The following is a 19,745-nucleotide window of genomic DNA, read 5'->3' as shown; positions in this document are numbered from 1 at the left end:
GACGGGCCGCTGGTCGGCGGGTGGGCCGGGATCGGGGAGAATGGCCGGTATGGATAACGCCTCGTCCCCCTCCCAGGCCCCCCACCGCGCGGGCTTCGCGTGCTTCGTCGGCCGCCCCAACGCGGGCAAGTCGACCCTGACCAACGCACTGGTGGGGACGAAGGTCGCGATCACCTCCAACCGTCCGCAGACCACGCGCCACACCGTGCGCGGCATCGTGCACCGGCCCGACGCCCAGCTGGTGCTCGTCGACACCCCCGGTCTGCACAAGCCGCGCACGCTCCTGGGCGAGCGGCTCAACGACGTGGTCCGGACCACCTGGGCCGAGGTCGACGTCATCGGCTTCTGCCTGCCCGCCGACCAGAAGCTCGGCCCCGGCGACCGCTTCATCGCGGGCGAGCTGGCCGGGATCAAGAAGACCCCGAAGATCGCCATCGTCACCAAGACGGACCTGGTCGACTCCAAGGCGCTCGCCGAGCAGCTGATCGCCATCCAGCAGCTGGGCGAGGAGCTGGGCATCCAGTGGGCGGAGATCGTCCCGGTCTCCGCGGTGGGCGACAAGCAGGTGTCGCTGCTGGCGGACCTGATCGCGCCGATGCTGCCGGAGAGCCCGCCGCTCTACCCCGAGGGCGACCTCACCGACGAGCCCGAGCAGGTCATGGTGGCCGAGCTGATCCGCGAGGCCGCGCTGGAGGGCGTCCGCGACGAGCTGCCGCACTCCATCGCCGTCGTCGTCGAGGAGATGCTGCCGCGGGAGGACCGGCCGGCGAACAAGCCGTTGCTGGACATCCATGCCAACGTCTACATCGAGCGCCCCAGCCAGAAGGGCATCATCATCGGCCCGAAGGGGGCCCGCCTCAAGGAGGTGGGCATGAAGTCCCGCAAGCACATCGAGGCGCTCCTTGGTACCCCGGTCTATCTCGACCTGCACGTGAAGGTCGCCAAGGACTGGCAGCGCGACCCGAAGCAACTGCGAAAGCTGGGCTTCTAGCCGCACCCGGCGGCTATGCCCCCTCTCTGAGCACGAGCCTGATCAGCTCCCGCTGGTCGTGGCTGATGTGAGGGTCCGCGCAGTGCACCGTGCGGCCGTCCACGTCGATCTCGTAGTGGAAGCCGTCCGGCACCCCCCGCACGGCCGCCGCCTCGGCGGGCGACGCGGCGAGCGCGCGGTGGGCCAGGGCCTGCACGTGGGTGGCGTCGGGCCGGCCGGAGGTGTCCAGCTCGGCCCGCCGCTCGATGCCGGCGAACCCGCCGGTCCGGGTGATGACGATCCGCATGGCGTCATTCTCGCCCCGGCGGGCGGTCCCTACGAGGTGGGGACGCCCACCTGCTCCCACGCCTTGAGGACGGCCTGGAGCTCGTCGCCGTCGCTGTAGAGCGTGCGGGCGGTGGCCACGGTCAGCCGGGCGAAGTCGGCGAACTGGGCGTCCTCCTTGAGCTTCCCGCTGGTCAGCGTCGCATACCAGACCTTGCCCGCGCGCTCCCAGGCGTTGCCGCCGAGCCGGGTGGCCACCAGGTAGAAGGCCCGGTTGGGGATGCCGGAATTGATGTGCACCCCGCCCTGGTCCCGGGAGGTGCGGACGAAGTCGTCCATGTGGCCGGGCTGCGGGTCCTTGCCGAGGACGTCGTCCTCGTAGGCCGTGCCCGGCTCCTTCATCGACCGCAGGGCCACCCCGCGGTCCACGCCCGGGCCCAGCAGCCCCTGGCCGATCAGCCAGTCGGCCTGGTCGGCGGACTGCCCCAGGGCGTACTGCTTGATCAGCGAGCCGAAGACGTCCGAGACGGACTCGTTCAGCGCCCCGGACTGGCCGTAGTACTCCAGGTTCGCCGTGTACTGGGTGACACCGTGGGTGAGCTCGTGGCCGATGACGTCCACCGGGATGGTGAAGTCCAGGAAGACGTCCCCGTCGCCGTCGCCGAAGACCATCTGGCTGCCGTCCCAGAAGGCGTTGTTGTAGCCCTCGCCGTAGTGGACGGTGGCGTCCAGCGGCAGGCCCGCGTCGTCGATGGAGCGCCGGCCGTACGCCTTGAGGTACAGCTCGAAGGTGGCGCCGAGCCCGGCGTAGGCGCGGTTGACCGTGGCGTCCTTCGACGCCGGGTCGCCCTCGCCGCGCACCTTCCTGCCCGGCTGGGTCGCCCGGTGCTCCGCGTCGTAGATCGTCCGGCCGGGGCTGTCGGAGGGGGTGCCCGCGGGGGCGGCGAGGCCGCGCAGGGCGGTCACCCGGCGCCGGGTGCGGTGCGCCGAGTCGTGCTCCAGGGTGCGCTGCGCGAGGTCGGCGCGCGCGGAGTCCTCGGCCCGTGCGAGCTTGTCGAGCACGTGCGGCGGGACGATGGTGCAGAAAACGCTCTTCACGTTGTCACTCATGGGCTGAATCTGGCAGCGGCCCCCGGCCTTGTCAGGCCCCGGCGCACCGATTAACACAATCGAGTGGCACGGTTCCGCGTCCCGCCCGTGTTCCCCGGTGTCCCGCATGCTGGAACGCCCGTACCGCATCCCGTCCGGCTCGGCTACCGTGCTGTGCATCATGCGTTTCGGGCTGCTTCTTCTTAGCTGCCGCGGCGAGGGTCTGTAGTCGATCGGCCGACCCCCTCCCCGCGGTGTGAGGCGTTGCGGTCACCCGTGGTGACCTGCCCGTCGGCCTCCCCCGAGCTCGCCGCCGAGCCGGGGGACCCCACCTCAGGACATACGAGGAGCCCCCGCAGATGCCCGAGACCTCCGCTTCCGTCGGCCGTCCCACCCCCCTCACCGCGGCGACCGTCACCCAGCGCCCCTCCGGGATGCCGGTGCACAAGTACCGGCCGTACGAGGCCGTGGACATCGCCGACCGCACCTGGCCGGACCGGCGCATCACCGCCGCCCCCCGCTGGCTCTCGACCGACCTGCGCGACGGCAACCAGGCGCTGATCGACCCGATGTCCCCGGCCCGCAAGCGCGAGATGTTCGACCTGCTGGTCCGCATGGGCTACAAGGAGATCGAGGTCGGCTTCCCCTCCTCCGGCGCCACCGACTTCGACTTCGTCCGCTCGATCATCGAGGAGGACGCGATCCCGGAGGACGTGACGATCTCCGTCCTCACCCAGGCGCGCGAGGAGCTGATCGAGCGCACGGTGGAGTCCCTGCGGGGGGCCCGCCGCGCCACGGTCCACCTGTACAACGCCACCGCCCCGGTCTTCCGGCGGGTCGTCTTCCGCGGCTCGCGCGAGCAGGTCAGGCAGATCGCGGTCGACGGCACCCGGCTGGTCGTGGAGTACGCGGAGAAGATCCTCGGCGACGAGACGGTCTTCGGCTTCCAGTACAGCCCGGAGATCTTCACCGACACCGAGCTGGACTTCGCGCTGGAGGTCTGCGAGGGCGTCATGGACGTCTGGCAGCCCGAGGCCGGCCGCGAGATCATCCTGAACCTGCCCGCCACCGTCGAGCGCTCCACGCCCTCCACCCACGCCGACCGCTTCGAGTGGATGTCGCGGCACCTGTCCCGCCGCGAGCACATCTGCCTGTCCGTGCACCCGCACAACGACCGGGGCACCGCCGTCGCCGCAGCCGAGCTGGCGATCATGGCCGGAGCCGACCGGATCGAGGGCTGCCTGTTCGGCCAGGGCGAGCGCACCGGCAACGTCGACCTGGTCACCCTGGGCATGAACCTGTTCTCCCAGGGCGTCGACCCGATGATCGACTTCTCGCAGATCGACGAGGTGCGGCGGACCGCCGAGTACTGCAACCAGATGGAGGTCCACCCGCGCCACCCCTACGCGGGCGACCTGGTCTACACCGCCTTCTCCGGCTCCCACCAGGACGCCATCAAGAAGGGCTTCGAGGCGATGGCCGACAGCGCCGCCGCCGAGGGCAAGGGCGTGGACGACATCGAGTGGGCCGTCCCCTACCTGCCGATCGACCCCAAGGACGTCGGCCGCTCCTACGAGGCCGTCATCCGCGTGAACTCGCAGTCCGGCAAGGGCGGCATCGCGTACGTCCTGAAGAACGACCACAAGCTGGACCTGCCGCGCCGGATGCAGATCGAGTTCTCGAGGATCATCCAGGGCAAGACCGACGCCGAGGGCGGCGAGGTCACGCCCGCCGAGATCTGGTCGGTCTTCCAGGACGAGTACCTGCCCACCGAGGGCAACCCCTGGGGCCGGATCGCGCTGCGCACCACCCAGACCTCCACCACGAGCGAGGGCAGCGACGCGCTGACCGTCGAGGCGGTCGTGGACGGCGCCGACACGGTGCTGACCGGTACCGGCAACGGCCCGATCTCGGCCTTCGTCGACGCGCTGGCCGCGATCGGCGTCGACGCCCGGGTCCTGGACTACAGCGAGCACACCATGAGCGAGGGCGCCGGCGCGCAGGCCGCGTCGTACATCGAGTGCGTGATCGACGGGAAGGTGCTGTGGGGCATCGGCATCGATCCCAACACCACGCGTGCGTCGATCAAGGCCGTGGTCTCGGCCGTGAACCGGGCGTACCGGGGCTGAGCGCTCGGCTGCGGGCCGTACGTGGCTGGTCGCGCAGTTCCCCGCGCCCCTTAGGGGGCGCGGTACCGCAGCGACCGGACCGCTCGGCGCACCGTCAAGGGGATCGAGGGGAAACCACCGTATCCGGTGGCCCGGTGGCGGGTTCCCCCGTATGACGCCCGCAGTCTGCGCACGGGGTACTGACGTCGCATCATCGATGTGGCTAACATCACGTCAACGCGGCGACGAGGCCGTGGCGTTATGGAGGTGTGCGCCGTGATGCACGCGCAGGGCCGACCCGGCCGGGACCGGTGTGTGGTGGGCGTACGCACCGTATGGCGCACGGTCGGCGACGGCGAGTTCTACTGCCCCGGCTGCGGCGGCGACCGCAATTACCGCCGCCGCACCGGGCGCCGCCGCCTCGTGGCCTTCGGCCTGCCGCTGCTGCCGCGCGGCCCCGTCGGGCCGGTCGTGGAGTGCTCCGCGTGCCGTGCCCGCTACGGCACGGACGTCCTCGACCACCCCACCACCACCCGCTTCTCCGCGATGCTGCGCGACGCCGTGCACACCGTCGCGCTCGCCGTCCTCGCCGCGGGCGGCACCGAGGCCCGTACGGTCCGCAGAGCTGCCGTCGGCGCGGTCCGGGCCGCGGGCTTCGTGGACTGCAGCGAGGAACAGCTGATCACCCTGATCGAGGCCCTCGCCGCCGACACGGGGCGCCTGCCCGGCGCCTACGGCACGGACCTGGGCACCCCCTCCCCCTACGCCGGGCGGGACGGCTTCGACCCCCGGGGCACGGCCCTCGCCATCGAGCTCCACGAGGCGCTGGAGCCCCTCGCCCCCCACCTCGCCCCCGCCGGCCGCGAATCGATCCTGCTGCAGGGCGCCCGCATCGCCCTCGCCGACGGCCCCTACCGGCCCGCCGAGCGCGAGGTGCTCGCCACGGTCGGCCGGGCGCTCATGCTCTGCCCGGAGGACACGGACCGGCTGCTGGCCGCGGCACGGACGCCCTCGTAGGGGCCCCGTCGCTCAGGAGCCGTACCCGGACAGCGGGGCGGGCTCCTGCGCGCCCGCCCCGCCCGGGGCCGGCTCCTGGAGGGCGCCGAGGACCCACGGCGCGTGCTTGCGCTGCACGCCGATGAGCACCTCCCCGTCGCCGTCGCGGCAGACCACGACCACCTGGCGGAGCGCCTTCCGCCGGCCCTCGGCCTCCGCGGTGACGCGCGCCGGGTCCGACCGGTGGGGGACGCGGACGCCCTCCAGGACCAGCGTGCGCGGCAGGGCCCTGCGCAGGGTGCGGCCCGCCGGATCGGGGGTCACCGCGAGCAGGCCGGGGCCCGCCACCAGGTACGGGCCGATGAGCTCGGCGCCGTACGGCGTATCCGCCGCGACCCCGCCCTCGAAGCACTTCTCCTTGCCGGGGACGGCCGGGGCGATCCCGGTCTCCGCCGGCCGCCGCCGCACCCGCACGCGCCACGAGGCGCCGAGGACGACCGGCACCGCCCCCGCGCCGGTCAGCGTCACGGCCGTCGGCACCGTGTCCGTGACCAGGGCCGAGACGAACGCGACGACGGCGATCAGGACCCCCGCGCACGTGGGCACGGTGGTCTGCCAGGTGTACCGCTCGGGGGCGCGGGGGGAGTGCCGGACCATCCAGTAGGCGATCCCGGCGAACGTCGCGCCCAGCACGAGCAGCCCGAGGCCGCAGGCGAACGGCAGGCGGTAGGCGTCCTTCGGCTGGTCGGCCGTCAGCTGCACGGTGCCGCGGAAGTCGACGAAGCGGATCTTGCCGCGCCAGTAGGTGGCGCGCACCTTGTCGCCGGGCTTGACCTTCGCGAAGACCGAGAGGGGCCCGTTCATGTCCGCGCGGTGGGTGGAGCCGTCACGGCCCGTGAACGTGAGCAGGTAGTGGGTCGTCTTGCCCTGCGGAGCGGTCTCGGTGTGCTTCACCGCGCCCTCGACCACCTTGCGGCACTCCAGGGCCGGCTCGTCGCCCACGCACGCGGGAGCCGTCGCGAAGGCCCGGCTGTCGGCCCGCTTGTCCGGCACGGTGACGAACAGCAGGAACAGTGAGGCGAGCACGCACACGAGGGCCGCGGCGGCGGTGGAACGTACGGGGTGGCGCCTGCGGCGCCGGCGGCGGATGGGGGTCACCGGGTACTCACTGGGGGGAGGAAGATCGACATGGGGGTCACATTGTGCCTCCGGAGGCGCGGACGTTCAGCCTTCGTCGGTACGGGACAATAACTGCATGAGCCTCTTCCGCGACGACGGCGTCGTCCTGCGCACCCAGAAGCTCGGTGAGGCCGACCGCATCATGCTGCTTCCTCCCGGGGGACAACCCCCGGACCCCCGGCCGGACACCCGTGGGGGTGTGCGGTGAGTCTTTTCCGCGACGACGGCGTCGTGCTGCGGACTCAAAAGCTCGGCGAAGCAGATCGCATCATCACCCTCCTCACCCGCGGTCACGGCCGCGTGCGCGCCGTCGCGCGCGGGGTGCGGCGGACCAAGTCGAAGTTCGGGGCGCGCCTGGAGCCGTTCTCGCACGTCGACGTGCAGTTCTTCGCGCGGGGGAGCGAGCTCGTCGGGCGGAGCCTGCCGCTGTGCACGCAGAGCGAGACCATCGCCGCGTACGGCGGCCCGATCGTCACCGACTACGCGCGCTACACCGCCGGCACCGCCATGCTGGAGACCGCCGAGCGGTTCACCGACCACGAGGGCGAACCGGCCGTGCAGCAGTACCTGCTGCTCGTCGGCGGCCTGCGCGTGCTCGCCGCGGGCGAGCACGCCCCGGGCCTCGTCCTGGACGCCTTCCTGCTGCGCTCCCTCGCCGTCAACGGCTACGCGCCCAGCTTCGAGGCCTGCGCCCGGTGCGGAATGCCGGGTCCGAACCGTTTCTTCTCGGTGGCCGCCGGCGGCGTGGTCTGCGGGGAGTGCCGGGTGCCCGGAAGCGTCGTACCCTCCTCGGAGGCGATCGGGCTGCTCGGCGCGCTGCTGACGGGCGACTGGGCGACGGCGGACGCCTGCGAGCCGCGCCACGTCAGAGAGGGCAGCGGCCTGGTCGCGGCGTATCTGCACTGGCACCTGGAGCGCGGCCTCCGCTCGCTCCGGTATGTCGAGAAATAGGGAAACAGGGACCAAGGAGTAGTGGCACGCATGGCACGACGCGGCATTCTGGGCCGTTCCCGACGCGAGTACCGCACACCCGAACCGCACCCGTCCGGGGCGCGGCCGCCGAAGATCCCCGGCGAGCTGGTTCCCGAGCACGTCGCGATCGTCATGGACGGCAACGGCCGCTGGGCCAAGGACCGCGGCCTGCCGCGCACCGAGGGCCACAAGGTCGGCGCCGAGCGCGTGCTGGACGTGCTGCAGGGCGCGATCGAGATGGGCGTCGGCAGCATCTCCCTGTACGCCTTCTCCACCGAGAACTGGAGGCGTTCGCCGGACGAGGTGCGCTTCCTGATGAACTTCAACCGCGACTTCATCCGCAAGACCCGCGACCAGCTCGACGAGCTCGGCATCCGCGTGCGCTGGGTGGGTCGCATGCCCAAGCTGTGGCGGTCGGTGGCCAAGGAGCTCCAGGTCGCCCAGGAGCAGACCAAGGACAACGACAAGCTCACGCTGTACTTCTGCATGAACTACGGCGGGCGCGCGGAGATCGCGGACGCGGCGCAGGCGCTGGCCGCCGATGTGAAGGCGGGCCGCCTCGACCCGTCCAAGGTCACCGAGAAGACCTTCGCGAAGTACCTCTACTACCCGGACATGCCGGACGTGGACCTCTTCCTGCGCCCCTCGGGCGAGCAGCGCACGTCCAACTACCTGATCTGGCAGAGCGCTTACGCCGAGATGGTCTTCCAGGACGTGCTCTGGCCGGACTTCGACCGCCGCGACCTGTGGCGCGCCTGCCTGGAGTACGCGTCGCGGGACCGCCGGTTCGGCGGGGCGATCCCCAACGAGGAGCAGCTCGCGGAGGAGCAGGGCACCGCGTGAGCTGAGCGCGCGCTGGCACGCACGCACGAGGGCCCCGGGCATCGCCCGGGGCCCTCGGTGCACGCGGCCGGGTCAGCGCTTCGCGGCGCACTCCCCGCACGTGCCGAAGATCTCGATGGTGTGCGCGACGTCCACGAAGCCGTGCTCCTCGGCGATGGAGTCCGCCCACTTCTCGACGGCGGGGCCCTCCACCTCGACGGCCTTGCCGCACACCCGGCACACCAGGTGGTGGTGGTGCCCGCTGGAGCAGCGGCGGTAGACCGCCTCGCCCTCGCTGGTGCGCAGCACGTCGACCTCGCCCGCGTCGGCGAGGGACTGCAGCGTGCGGTAGACGGTGGTCAGGCCGACCGACGCACCGCGATGCTTGAGCATGTCGTGGAGTTCTTGCGCGCTACGGAACTCGTCCACCTCATCGAGCGCGGCCGCCACCGCTGCCCGCTGCTTGGTGGACCGGCCGCGTACGGGGGGACCCGCGGTCGCCACAGTTGCCTCCTCCAGCTCGCCTGAACACCCATCCGCACATGTCGCACGGCAATTGTGCCAGTCCGCGCGGCCGGGTGGGCAAGCCCGGACGGCCGTCAGACCTTGACGTCGTCCGCCGCCGTGCGCGGGCCAGGCGCTTTCAGGGTGCACTCCTCGGCCGCCGCGGCCTTCCCCGCGCGCCGCTTCGCCAGGGGCGCGGCGAGCGCGGTGAGGACGACGAACAGGCCGATGGCGTAGAGCACGATGGTCGCGCCGGAGGGCACGTCGGCGTAGTAGGACGTGGCGGTGCCGGAGAGGGTCACCGTGACGCCGATGCCCACCGCGAGGGCGAAGGTCGCCTTGAAACTGCGGGCGATCTGCTGCGAGGCGGCGACCGGGATCACCATCAGGGCGCTGACGAGCAGCAGGCCGACGACGCGCATGGCGACGGTGACGGTGACGGCGGCGGTGACGGCGACGAGCAGGTTCAGCAGCCGCACCGGCAGCCCGGTGACGCGCGCGAACTCCTCGTCCTGGCAGATGGCGAAAAGCTGACGGCGCAGCCCGACCGTGGTGAGGATCACAAAGGCGGCCAGGATGCAGATCGCGACGATGTCCTCCTCCGAGACCGTGGCGATCGAGCCGAAGAGGTAGCTGCTGAGGTTGGCGCTGGAGCCGTTGTCGGAGAGGTTCATCAGCATCACGCCGCCGGCCATGCCGCCGTAGAAGAGCATGGCGAGGGCGATGTCGCCGCGCGTCCGCCCGTACCAGCGGATCAGCTCCATGACGACGGCGCCCGCGATGCACACGGCGGTGGCCGTCCACACGGGGCTCGCGTTCATCAGGAAGCCGAGGCCGACGCCGGTGAGGGCGACGTGTCCGAGGCCGTCGCCCATGAGGGCCTGGCGGCGCTGGACGAGGTAGGTGCCGATGGCGGGCGCGGTGACGCCCACGAGGAGCGCCGCGAGCAGGGCCCGCTGCATGAAGGCGAGGTCGAGGATGTCCATCAGGTCAGCAGCCCTGTCCGAATCGGTTCCGCAGCCGGGCCGGCGTGCGGGTGTACGTGGTCGTGGCCGGGCAGTGCGTGCTGGCCGACGGCCTCCGGGGGCGGGCCGTCGTGGACGACGCAGCCGTCGCGCAGCACGACCGCCCGGTCGATGAGCGGCTCCAGCGGGCCGAGCTCGTGCAGCACCAGCAGGACGGTGGTCCCGCGGGCGACCTGGGCGCGCAGAGCGTCGGCGAGGACCTCCTGGCTCGCGAGGTCGACGCCGGCCATCGGCTCGTCCATGATCAGCAGCTCGGGTTCGCCGGCCAGGGCGCGGGCGATAAGCACCCGCTGGTGCTGGCCGCCGGAGAGGGCGTCGACGGAGTCCCCGAGCCGGTCGTCCATGCCGACGAGCTCCAGGGCGCGTATGACCGCCTCCTTGTCGGCCTTGCGCATCATCCCGAACCGGGTGCGGGCGAGCCGCCCGGCCGAGACGACCTCGCGCACGGTCGCGGGGACCCCGCCCGCGGCGGTGGTGCGCTGCGGCACGTAGCCGACGCGGGCCCAGTCGCGAAAGCGCCGCCGGGGCGTGCCGAAGAGCTCCAGCTCGCCGCCGGTGAGCGGCACCTGGCCGACGATGCTGCGCACGGCGGTGGACTTGCCCGAGCCGTTGGCGCCGAGCAAGGCGACGACCTCGCCGGGCCGTACGGTCAGGTCCACGCCGCGCAGCACCGGGCGGCCGCCCAGGCTCGCGGTCGCGCCCCGCAGGGATATGACGGGCTGCTCCATGATGCTCTCCTCGGGCGCGCTCACTTGGTGCCGAGCGCCTTCTGCAGGGCGGCCAGGTTGGCCTCCATGACCTCGATGTAGTCGTGGCCCTTGGACTTGTCCGTGATGCCCTCGAGGGGGTCCAGGACGTCGGTCTTCAGCTTCAGGTCCTTGGCCAGCGTCTTCGCGGTCGCCGGGCTGGCGAGGGTCTCGAAGAAGATCGTCGAGACGTGGTGCTCCTCGGCGAGCTTGTGCAGGTCCTTGATGCGGGCGGCGCTGGGCTCGGACTCGGGGTCGAGGCCGCTGATGGCCTCCTCGGTCAGCCCGTAGCGCTCGGCGAGGTAGCCGAAGGCCGCGTGGGTGGTGATGAAGGTGTCCGAGGCGCGGCTCTTCAGGCCGTCCTTGAACTTGGCGTCCAGGGCACCGAGCTTCTTCACGAGGGCGTCGGTGTTCTTCTCGTAGTCGCCCTTGTGCGCGGGGTCGGCCTCGGCGAGGGTCTTGGCGACGCCCTTGGCGGCCTCGGCGTACTTCACCGGGTCGAGCCAGATGTGGGGGTCGTCGCCGCCCCCGTGGTCGTGCCCGTGGTCGTGGCCCTCGTGCCCGTGCTCGTCGTGGCCGTGCTCCTCGTGGCCGTGCTCGTCGTGCCCGGCCTCCTCCGGCTCCTCGGAGTGGGAGTGGTTGTCGCCGGTGGTGTGGTGCTTGCCGTCGACCTCGGTGCCGTGCTTTTCCAGGGTGGTGAGGGAGGCCACGTCCACGGCGTGCTTGTTCTTCGACTGCTTGATCGCCTCGTCGACGGCGGGCTGGACGCCCTTGAGGTAGACGATCGCGCCCGCGTCGGCGAGGGAGCCGATCTGCTTGGGCTTGAGCTCCAGGTCGTGCGGTTCGACGCCGGGCTTGGTCAGGTTGGTGACGCTGACGTGCTCGCCGCCGATCTGCTCGGCGAGGTACTGCATGGGGTAGAACGACGCCACCACGGAGAGCTTGCCGTCCGCCGCCTTGCCCGCCTCGTCCGGGGAGCAGGCGGAGAGGCCGAGCAGCCCCAGTGCGGCGGCCGCGGCGACGACGGCGGTGCGTATTCGGGGGGTGCTGAGCTGGTGGGGGCGGCTTACGTTCATGACAGTCATTTTCAACAAAAATGGAAACGATTGTCAACAAGGGGGTCCGGGGTGCGCTGCGGAGGGGTGTGGTCAAGCCAAGGCCAGAGCCGATTTGATTAGGAGGGTGGCAGCGCCGGTAACCTGAATCATTCGCTGTTCGTCGTCGCAATGAAGAGAGCACCGTGGCCGCCGACAAGATCGACACCATCGTCAGCCTGAGCAAGCGCCGTGGCTTCGTCTATCCGTGCAGTGAGATCTATGGCGGACAGCGTGCCGCCTGGGACTACGGTCCGCTCGGCGTGGAGCTCAAGGAGAACATCAAGCGCCAGTGGTGGCGCTCCATGGTCACCTCGCGCGACGACGTCGTCGGTCTCGACTCGTCGGTGATCCTGGCCCGTGAGGTCTGGGAGGCGTCCGGCCACGTCGCGACCTTCACCGACCCGCTGACCGAGTGCACCTCCTGTCACAAGCGCTACCGCGCCGACCACCTGGAGGAGGCGTACGAGGCCAAGCACGGCAAGCTGCCCGCCAACGGCCTCGCCGACCTCAACTGCGCGCACTGCGGCACCAAGGGCGCCTTCACCGAGCCCAAGCTGTTCTCCGGCCTGCTGTCCACCCACCTGGGCCCGACCCAGGACTCCGGTTCGGTCAGCTACCTGCGCCCCGAGACCGCGCAGGGCATCTTCACCAACTTCGCCCAGGTCCAGCAGACCTCGCGGAAGAAGCCGCCGTTCGGCATCGCCCAGACCGGCAAGTCCTTCCGTAACGAGATCACGCCGGGCAACTTCATCTTCCGCACCCGCGAGTTCGAGCAGATGGAGATGGAGTTCTTCGTCAAGCCGGGCGAGGACGAGACCTGGCACGAGTACTGGATGGAGCAGCGCTGGAGCTGGTACACCGGCCTCGGCATGCGCGAGGAGAACATGCGGTGGTACGAGCACGCCGCGGAGAAGCTCTCCCACTACTCCAAGCGCACCACTGACATCGAGTACCGCTTCAACTTCGGCGGCACCGAGTTCTCCGAGCTGGAAGGCATCGCCAACCGCACGGACTACGACCTGAAGGCGCACTCCCAGGCCTCCGGCCAGGACCTGACCTTCTTCGACCAGGAGGCCGGCGAGCGCTGGTTCCCGTACGTCATCGAGCCGGCGGCCGGCCTGAACCGCGCCATGCTCGCCTTCATGCTCGACGCGTACAACGAGGACGAGGCCCCCAACGCCAAGGGCGTCATGGAGAAGCGCGTCGTGATGCGCCTCGACCCGCGCCTGGCCCCGGTCAAGGTCGCCGTCCTCCCGCTGTCCCGCAACCCGCAGCTGTCCCCGAAGGCCAAGGGCCTCGCGACGGACCTGCGCAAGAACTGGAACATCGAGTTCGACGACGCGGGCGCGATCGGCCGCCGCTACCGCCGCCAGGACGAGATCGGCACGCCGTTCTGCGTCACGGTCGACTTCGACACGCTCGAGGACAACGCCGTGACGGTGCGCGAGCGCGACACGATGAAGCAGGAGCGGGTGTCTCTCGACCAGATCGAGGGGTACCTGGGGTCGCGTCTGCTGGGTTGCTGACGCGTCTGCCGTTGAAGGCCCCGGTTCCCGCTCGGCGGGGGCCGGGGCCTTCGGTTCGGGTCAGACTTGCCAGTCTGCGGTGTCGAGCTCGCAGTCGAAGGGGGCGGGGATGTGCACCGTTCCGCCGAATTCGATCTGTGTGGTGGTGCGGTAGCCGTGTTCCGACGGATCGGAGTGCACGATGACAACCCCCTTCAGCAGGTCGACGAGCACGTAGACGGGCACGCCGGCCTTGCCGTAGACCGCGGCCTTCTCGTTGCGGTCGGCCTCGGCCGTCGAGGGCGACGTCAGTTCGGCGACGAGGGACAAGGCGTCGCCGGGCCTGTAGATGCTGTCCGTCCGCAGCGCGGCGGACTTCGCAACATGAAAGTCGGGACCGAACGCGCCGTCGTGCTCGGCGAACTTGTAGAGGCTGGGGCACGACCGTGCCCGATGTCCCTTGGGCGCGTGTGGACCCAACTGGTCCATGAGCTCATCGAGGATGAGGTCGTAGAAAGACCTGGACCACGGTGACACGACGACCTGCCCCCCGATGATCTCCGGGTAATAGCCGTCCGGGAGATCGTCGTTGATCTTCTCGAGAATCCTGCAGAGCTCTTCGAAGTCCCCCGGTAGCCCCGGGCCTCGGACTATCAATTGCGGCGGCGGTGTCTCGACCATGACTGCCATGATGCGCCTCCTTGCCTCTGTGCGCGGTCAGACACTCAACGTAATGGCGCCGCCGCGCCCGCGGCCGATTCCCCTCGCACGTTCATCCGATGGTGGCACTGGCTGTACCAACAAGCCGGACGCCAGTACCATCGCCCGCCCCTGACCTGCGCACTTACCGTGTGACCATGCGAATCCCCACCCCTCTCACGCACCCCTTCGACGGGGTCGGGCGCGCCGCCGCCCACCTGGTCACCGGCGTGCTCGTCCAGTTCGGTGCGCTGCTCGTCATGGCGGTGCCGTGGCTGGACGGCGGGCCGACGAAGGCGTCGAGCTGTCTGCTCGCCCTGGCGGTGATGGCGGGGGTGCTCGGGGCCGCCTGCCCCGTGCTGACCCGGGCACAGAGGGCGCGGTTCCGGGCGCGGCTCGGGGTGGAGATACCGGTCACGGGGCGGCCCTGGTCGTGGCGCCAGGTGGGTTACCACCTGGCGGCGGGGCCGCTGATCGCGCTGGGCGGCGCGCTGACGCTGCTGCTGTGGGCGGCGGCCGCTGCGGCCGCCACGGTCTACGTCTGGGTGTGGGCGCTGCCGCCCGAGACGCGGTCGGCACAGGCGGGTTACGCCGTACAGGCCGCCTTCCTCACCGCCGCCGGACTCGCCGGGCTGTACGGCGCGGCATGGCTCTCCCGCGCGCTCGCCCGGCTCGACACCCGCGCCGCCACGGCCCGCCTCGGCCCCAGCCGCGCCGAGGTGCTGGAGCAGCGCGTCGAGGAGGTCGCCGCCAGCCGCGCCGGAGTCGTGGACGCCGCGGACGCCGAGCGCCGCCGCATCGAACGCGACCTGCACGACGGGGCCCAGCAGCGGCTCGTGTCGATGGCGGTGAACCTGGGACTGGCCAAGGCGACGCTCAAGGACCTGCCCGAGGAGGCCCGCCAGGTCATCGACGAGGCGCACCGCGAGGCCAAGGAGGCCATCGCCGAGCTCGGCAACCTCGTACGCGGCCTGCACCCGGCCGTGCTGGAGGACCGCGGCCTCGACGCCGCCCTGTCCGGCATCGCCGAGCGGACGCCCCTGCCCGTGGGGCTGACGGTCGGCCTCGCCGACCGGCCCGCCCCGACCGTCGAGGCCGTCGCCTACTTCGTGGTCTCCGAGGCGCTCGCCAACGTCGTCAAGCACGCGCGGGCGACCCGGGCCGACGTCCGCGTCGAACAGCGAGGGGGGATACTTCTCGTCGTCGTCACCGACGACGGCGTGGGCGGAGCCGACCCTACGGGCGGCAGCGGGCTGGCCGGACTGGCCAAGCGGGTCGCGTCGGTCGACGGCACGTTCTCGATCAGCAGCCCCGTGGGGGGCCCGACCGTTGTGACCGTGGAGCTGCCGTGCGCGCTGTGATCGCAGAGGATTCCGTCCTGCTCCGGATCGGTCTGGTGAAGGTCCTGGAGGCGGCCGGGTTCGACGTGGTCGCGGAGGCCGGCGACGCGGAGGCGCTGCTGGCGGCGATGGAGGAGCACCGGCCCGGCCTCGCCGTCCTCGACGTGCGCATGCCGCCGGGCTTCACCGACGAGGGCGTGCGCGCCGCGCTCGTCATCCGCAAGCAGTGGCCGGACACGGCCGTGCTGCTGCTCTCCCAGTACGTGGAGGAGCGCTACGCCGCCGACTTGCTGTCCGGGGACACGCGCGGTGTCGGCTACCTGCTCAAGGAGCGGGTCGCCGACGTGGAGGAGTTCATCGACGCCCTGCGGCGCGTCGCGGCCGGCGGCACCGCGCTCGACCCGCAGGTCGTCTCGCAGCTGCTGCTGCGCCGGCACAGCGATCCGCTGGACCGGCTCACGCCGCGCGAGCGGGACGTACTGGAGCTGATGGCGTCCGGGCGGTCGAACGCGGGGATTGCGGAGGGGCTCGTCGTGAGCGAGAGCGCCGTCGCCAAGCACATCAACTCGATCCTGGCGAAGCTGGACCTGCCGAAGGCGGACGCGGACCACCGGCGGGTGCTGGCGGTCCTGCGCTTCCTGGGCGTGGGCTGAGCGGTCTGCTGAGGTCTGCTGAGAGGCCTTACGCCTGCAGCCCCCGCAGCAGCAGATCACATACGGCGTCGAACGCCGCCTCGATGCCGGGGGCGGACCAGTCCGCCGCGTACGCGGGGTCGTGGAAGCGGTTCGTCGCGTCCCACAGGGCCCGGGCGGTGGCCGCGGGGTCGTGGGTCCCGGCGAACTCGCCGCTGCGGACGCCGCTCTCCACGATCCGGGCCAGCTGCCCGATCATCGTCTCGATGTGCCGGTCGACCGTGGCGCTGTTCTCGCCGACGAGGACCATGTACGTGGCGAACAGCTCGGGGTCGTCCCCCGCCTTGCGCCGCTTCGCGGCGAACAGCGCGGCGAGCCAGGAGCGCAGCCGCGGGCCGGCGGGGCCGTCCGCGTCGGCGACGGCCGACAGCTCCGCGTGCGACAGGTCCAGCCAGCGCTGCGTGACCGCCTCCCGCAGGGCCGCCTTGCTGCCGTAGTGGCGGTAGACGCTGCCGTGGCTGACGCCCAGCGCACGCGCGACGTCGACCACGGTGGCCTTGGCGGGGCCGAAGCGGCGCAGCACGTCCTCGGTGGCTTCGAGGATGCGTTCGGGGGTCAGCGGCGCGGGCGGCATGCGGCCTCGTACCTTTCGTCTGGGGGCGGGCGGTCCCGGGTGATGCGCCCAGATGGACGGTACCTGCCCGGGCGAGGGCCGGTAGTGGGCGGCCGCCCTGCGGCAGACCCGGCACCGCCGGGTTCCACGGCGGTGGTTGCTCACCGCCGCGCCGGAAGAATTCCCGCCGCGGCGGCGCTCGGCACCGCCGGGCAGGCCGGTGGGGGTTGCTCGCCGTGGCGGCGGGTTTCCCTGCCGGGGGCAGGAGGTGCCGAGAAGGCGTGCCGCTCTGTTCCGCCGCGGCGGCGATCGGCCGCGACGGTGCAGTTCGGCGGTACCGAACCGGCCTCGGGCTTGGGCCGTGTGGCGGGCCGGACCCCGGTGGTGGGGGATGCGCGCCGCTGCGGCGGGATGGCCTGCTCGCGGCAGCAGGCATTGGGAGGCCGTGCCTCTCTGTTCCGCCGCGACGGCGATCGGCCGCGGCGGTGCGGTCCGGCGGTGCCGGAAGTGCCCCCGTCCGGGGATCGGGTGAGCCGCCCGCAGGGCTTACCGTTCGCTGTCGAGGTGGGTCATCTGGGACTCCGGGTAGCGGGCGCCGGCCGCGGCGCCGGCGGGGACGGCTGTCTCGATGGCGGCGAGGTCGGCCGCGTCCAGGGTCAGGCCGAGCGCGCCGAGCGCCTCCGTGAGGCGGTCGCGGCGGCGGGCGCCGACGAGGGGGACGATGTCCTCGCCCTGGGCGAGGACCCAGGCGATGGCGGTCTGCGCGACGCTCGCGCCCTTGCTCTCGGCGACCTTGCGCAGGGCGTCGACCAGGTCGAGGTTGCGCTGCAGGTTCTCGCCCTGGAAGCGCGGGCTCATGCCGCGGAAGTCACCCGCGCCGAGCTGCCGGTCCCGGCTGAAGTGGCCGCTGATGAGGCCGCGCGAGAGCACGCCGTACGCGGTGACGCCGATGCCCAGCTCGCGGGCGGTGGGCAGGATCTCCTCCTCGATGCCGCGGGAGATCAGCGAGTACTCGATCTGCAGGTCGGAGATGGGCGCGACGGATGCGGCCCGGCGCAGGGTGTCGGCGCCCACCTCGGAGAGGCCGATGTGGCGCACGTGGCCGGCTTCGACGAGCTCGGCGATGGCGCCGACCGTCTCCTCGATCGGCACGTCGGGGTCGACGCGGGCGATGCGGTAGACGTCGATGTGGCCGGTGCCCAGGCGCTGCAGGGAGTAGGCGGCGAGGTTCTTCACCGCGGCGGGGCGGCCGTCGTAGCCGGACCAGCCGCCGTCCGGGTCGCGCAGGGCGCCGAACTTGACGCTGGTGAGCGCCTTGGCGCGGTTGGCCTCGCTCGTCGTGCGCAGGGCTTCGCCGATGAGCAGTTCGTTGTGGCCCATGCCGTAGAAGTCGCCGGTGTCGATCAGGGTGACGCCGGCGTCGAGGGCGGCGTGGATCGTGGCGATCGACTCGGCGCGGTCGGCTTCGCCGTAGAGGGCGGACATGCCCATCGCGCCGAGACCGAGGGCGGAGACCTGGGGGCCGGTGGTGCCGAGGGTGCGGTGCTGCACGGGAGCTCCTTCGGAGGGGAAGCGGTCAGAAAGGGGCAATCCGCCCAGAAGTGGGTAAGCCGGATTGCGGGCTCCCCTGAAGAGTGGCACATGGACTGACAGATTTCAATATCTGTCAGTCGTTCGTACGCGGCAGCCGCAGCGTCAGCAGCACCGTCGCCACCACCGTCACCACCTGCACCCCCAGCGTCATCGCGAGCGCATCCCGCATCCCCACCCCGTCCGACAGCGACAGGAACAGCGACCCGAGCGTGGCCACACCCAGCGCCATGAACGACTGCTGCGTGGTGACCATGACCCCGCTGCCCACGCCCGCCTGCGCCACCGGCACCTCGCTCAGCACCGTTCGCAGCGTCAGCGGCAGCAGCAGCCCCTGGCCCAGGCCCTGGACGGCCAGCGCCAGGCACGGGCCCCACAGGCTCGCCCCGTCCCAGCCCCAGTAGAAGGCCGCCGCCACCCCGAGCAGCCCCGCTCCCTGGATCAGCGCCCCGGCCGTCACGGCCCGCCGTCCGTACCGGCTGAACAGCCGGGGGCAGGCCAGCGAGGCCGCGAAGAACGTCACGCACATCGGCACCAGCGACAGCCCCGCCGCCAGCGGCCCCAGCCGCAGCCCCTCCTGCAGCACCACCGCCAGGACGAACATGAAGCCGCCCCAGCCGAGCGAGAACGGCACCAGCACCGCCAGCCCCGTACGCACCGACCGCACCCGCAGCAGCGACGGCGGCACCAGCGGCGTCCGCCCCTCCCCGCCGGACCGCTCCAGGCGCCGCTCCGTGACGGCGAACGCCACCGCCGCGAACGGGAAGACCGCCAGCAGCACCCACGACCACACCGGCCAGCCCGTCGCCCGGCCCTCCGTCAGCGGCACCAGCAGGGAGACGAGCGAGAGCGACAGCAGCGCCGTGCCCAGGCCGTCCACCCGCGTCGGGCGCGCCGAGCGGGTCTCGGGCACCGTCCGGCGCGCCAGCAGCAGCGCGACCGCCGCGACCGGCGCGTTCACCAGGAAGATCGACCGCCAGCCGCTGCCCGCGACGTCCGCCGCGACCAGCACGCCGCCCAGCACCTGGCCGACCGAGGCGGCGACCCCGGACGTACCGCTGTAGAAGCTGAGCGCCCGGGCCCGGCCCGCCCCGCTCGTCGTGGCCTGGATCGTCGCCAGCACCTGCGGCAGCATCAGCGCGGACGCCGCGCCCTGCGCGATCCGCGCGATCACCAGCTCCCAGGCGCCCGGCGCCAGCCCGCACGCCACCGACGTCACTCCGAACGCGGCCGTGCCCCACAGGAACAGCCGGCGCCGCCCCACCGTGTCGCCCAGCCGCCCGCCGAGCACCAGCAGCACGGCGTACGCGACCCCGTAGCCGCCGACCACCATCTCCAGGAGCGCCGGGCCCGCGTGCAGGTCGTGGTCGATGGCGGGCAGGGCGACGTTGACGATGAAGAAGTCGACCATGGGCAGTGCCGCACCGATCAGCACGGTGAACAGGCCCAAGGGGGTCAGGGCGGGATGCGGAGTGGGGTGCGGGGCGGGATGCGGGGCGGGGGCGGCGACGGCCGCTTCGGCAGGGGAGGTTATCCGGGTATCGCTCACCGTCCCGACGATGCCCGCCCGTTC

20 protein-coding genes are annotated in these 19,745 nt (G+C 71.9%); 9 read left to right on the top strand and 11 right to left on the bottom strand.

The window, feature by feature from the left end; all coding sequences use genetic code 11:
• Positions 1–49 precede the first annotated feature (49 nt).
• Positions 50–991 (top strand): GTPase Era, encoded by a 942-nt coding sequence (era, locus tag FGW37_RS10435; RefSeq protein WP_179080816.1) that lies wholly within the window; start codon positions 50–52, stop codon positions 989–991.
• 13 nt (positions 992–1,004) lie between these two features.
• Here the strand turns inward: era and FGW37_RS10430 are convergent, their stop codons facing one another.
• Together FGW37_RS10430 and FGW37_RS10425 are read right to left on the bottom strand one after the other, a co-directional pair.
• A complete protein-coding gene (locus tag FGW37_RS10430) occupies positions 1,005–1,277 on the bottom strand; it encodes a protealysin inhibitor emfourin (RefSeq protein ID WP_179080815.1) in 273 nt (90 codons plus the stop codon).
• Between the two features lie 29 nt (positions 1,278–1,306).
• A complete protein-coding gene (locus FGW37_RS10425) occupies positions 1,307–2,365 on the bottom strand; it encodes a M4 family metallopeptidase (RefSeq protein WP_179080814.1) in 1,059 nt (352 codons plus the stop codon).
• 338 nt (positions 2,366–2,703) lie between these two features.
• Between FGW37_RS10425 and leuA the strand changes: the two genes are divergently transcribed.
• Positions 2,704–4,473, top strand: coding sequence for a 2-isopropylmalate synthase (leuA, locus tag FGW37_RS10420; RefSeq protein ID WP_179080813.1), 1,770 nt, complete (start codon positions 2,704–2,706; stop codon positions 4,471–4,473).
• Between the two features lie 258 nt (positions 4,474–4,731).
• Entirely contained in the window at positions 4,732–5,469 is a 738-nt protein-coding gene (locus FGW37_RS10415) for a tellurite resistance TerB family protein (RefSeq protein ID WP_058046905.1), read from the top strand.
• 12 nt (positions 5,470–5,481) lie between these two features.
• On the opposite strand, the gene FGW37_RS10410 is transcribed toward FGW37_RS10415, so the two are convergent.
• The gene (locus tag FGW37_RS10410) at positions 5,482–6,606 is read right to left on the bottom strand and encodes a hypothetical protein (protein WP_179080812.1); all 1,125 of its coding nucleotides are present in this window, start codon (positions 6,604–6,606) and stop codon (positions 5,482–5,484) included.
• 97 nt (positions 6,607–6,703) lie between these two features.
• Between FGW37_RS10410 and FGW37_RS34120 the strand changes: the two genes are divergently transcribed.
• From FGW37_RS34120 to FGW37_RS10395, 3 genes are read left to right on the top strand one after another with little or no spacing between them, the layout of a single operon-like run.
• Positions 6,704–6,835, top strand: coding sequence for a hypothetical protein (locus FGW37_RS34120; RefSeq protein WP_425506504.1), 132 nt, complete (start codon positions 6,704–6,706; stop codon positions 6,833–6,835).
• Positions 6,832–7,578 (top strand): DNA repair protein RecO, encoded by a 747-nt coding sequence (recO, locus tag FGW37_RS10400; RefSeq protein WP_179080811.1) that lies wholly within the window; start codon positions 6,832–6,834, stop codon positions 7,576–7,578. Before FGW37_RS34120 ends, recO begins: the two co-directional genes overlap by 4 nt.
• 30 nt (positions 7,579–7,608) lie before the next feature.
• Entirely contained in the window at positions 7,609–8,442 is an 834-nt protein-coding gene (locus FGW37_RS10395) for an isoprenyl transferase (RefSeq protein ID WP_179080810.1), read from the top strand.
• Positions 8,443–8,514: 72 nt separating this feature from the next.
• Here the strand turns inward: FGW37_RS10395 and FGW37_RS10390 are convergent, their stop codons facing one another.
• From FGW37_RS10390 to FGW37_RS10375, 4 genes are all read right to left on the bottom strand, one after another.
• Entirely contained in the window at positions 8,515–8,925 is a 411-nt protein-coding gene (locus tag FGW37_RS10390; RefSeq protein WP_179080809.1) for a Fur family transcriptional regulator, read from the bottom strand.
• Between the two features lie 95 nt (positions 8,926–9,020).
• Positions 9,021–9,911 carry a metal ABC transporter permease gene (locus FGW37_RS10385; RefSeq protein WP_179080808.1) on the bottom strand — a complete coding sequence of 297 codons (891 nt, stop codon included), beginning with the start codon at positions 9,909–9,911 and terminating at the stop codon, positions 9,021–9,023.
• Positions 9,911–10,678, bottom strand: a complete 768-nt coding sequence (locus tag FGW37_RS10380; RefSeq protein WP_179080807.1) for a metal ABC transporter ATP-binding protein — start codon at positions 10,676–10,678, stop codon at positions 9,911–9,913. The genes FGW37_RS10385 and FGW37_RS10380 overlap by 1 nt, the downstream gene beginning before the upstream one ends.
• 20 nt (positions 10,679–10,698) lie before the next feature.
• Positions 10,699–11,772, bottom strand: coding sequence for a metal ABC transporter substrate-binding protein (locus FGW37_RS10375; protein WP_179080806.1), 1,074 nt, complete (start codon positions 11,770–11,772; stop codon positions 10,699–10,701).
• Positions 11,773–11,936: 164 nt separating this feature from the next.
• On the opposite strand from FGW37_RS10375, the gene FGW37_RS10370 reads away from it, so the two are divergent.
• Positions 11,937–13,319: a glycine--tRNA ligase gene (locus FGW37_RS10370; RefSeq protein ID WP_179080805.1), complete on the top strand. Its 1,383-nt coding sequence runs from the start codon at positions 11,937–11,939 to the stop codon at positions 13,317–13,319.
• A gap of 60 nt (positions 13,320–13,379) precedes the next feature.
• Here FGW37_RS10370 and FGW37_RS10365 read toward each other — a convergent pair whose 3' ends face one another.
• Entirely contained in the window at positions 13,380–13,988 is a 609-nt protein-coding gene (locus FGW37_RS10365; protein ID WP_179080804.1) for a Uma2 family endonuclease, read from the bottom strand.
• A 167-nt stretch (positions 13,989–14,155) separates the two neighbouring features.
• Here FGW37_RS10365 and FGW37_RS10360 point away from each other — a divergent pair, with 167 nt between their 5' ends.
• Both FGW37_RS10360 and FGW37_RS10355 read left to right on the top strand, forming a co-directional pair.
• Positions 14,156–15,358, top strand: coding sequence for a sensor histidine kinase (locus tag FGW37_RS10360; protein WP_179080803.1), 1,203 nt, complete (start codon positions 14,156–14,158; stop codon positions 15,356–15,358).
• Positions 15,346–15,990, top strand: a complete 645-nt coding sequence (locus tag FGW37_RS10355) for a response regulator transcription factor (RefSeq protein WP_179080802.1) — start codon at positions 15,346–15,348, stop codon at positions 15,988–15,990. Before FGW37_RS10360 ends, FGW37_RS10355 begins: the two co-directional genes overlap by 13 nt.
• A gap of 28 nt (positions 15,991–16,018) precedes the next feature.
• Here the strand turns inward: FGW37_RS10355 and FGW37_RS10350 are convergent, their stop codons facing one another.
• The 3 genes from FGW37_RS10350 to FGW37_RS10340 form a co-directional block, all read right to left on the bottom strand.
• Positions 16,019–16,603, bottom strand: a complete 585-nt coding sequence (locus tag FGW37_RS10350) for a TetR/AcrR family transcriptional regulator (RefSeq protein ID WP_179080801.1) — start codon at positions 16,601–16,603, stop codon at positions 16,019–16,021.
• A gap of 525 nt (positions 16,604–17,128) precedes the next feature.
• Complete coding sequence (locus tag FGW37_RS10345; RefSeq protein ID WP_179080800.1) at positions 17,129–18,133, bottom strand: aldo/keto reductase; 1,005 nt, start codon at positions 18,131–18,133, stop codon at positions 17,129–17,131.
• Between the two features lie 115 nt (positions 18,134–18,248).
• Positions 18,249–19,721, bottom strand: coding sequence for an MFS transporter (locus FGW37_RS10340; RefSeq protein ID WP_179080799.1), 1,473 nt, complete (start codon positions 19,719–19,721; stop codon positions 18,249–18,251).
• Positions 19,722–19,745 lie beyond the last annotated feature (24 nt).

It is taken from the genome of Streptomyces rectiverticillatus, assembly GCF_013394065.1.
Taxonomy (GTDB): Bacteria; Actinomycetota; Actinomycetes; order Streptomycetales; family Streptomycetaceae; genus Streptomyces; species Streptomyces rectiverticillatus.
Note: the sequence above shows the minus strand (reverse complement) of the source record. Positions and strands in the feature narration are given on the sequence as shown.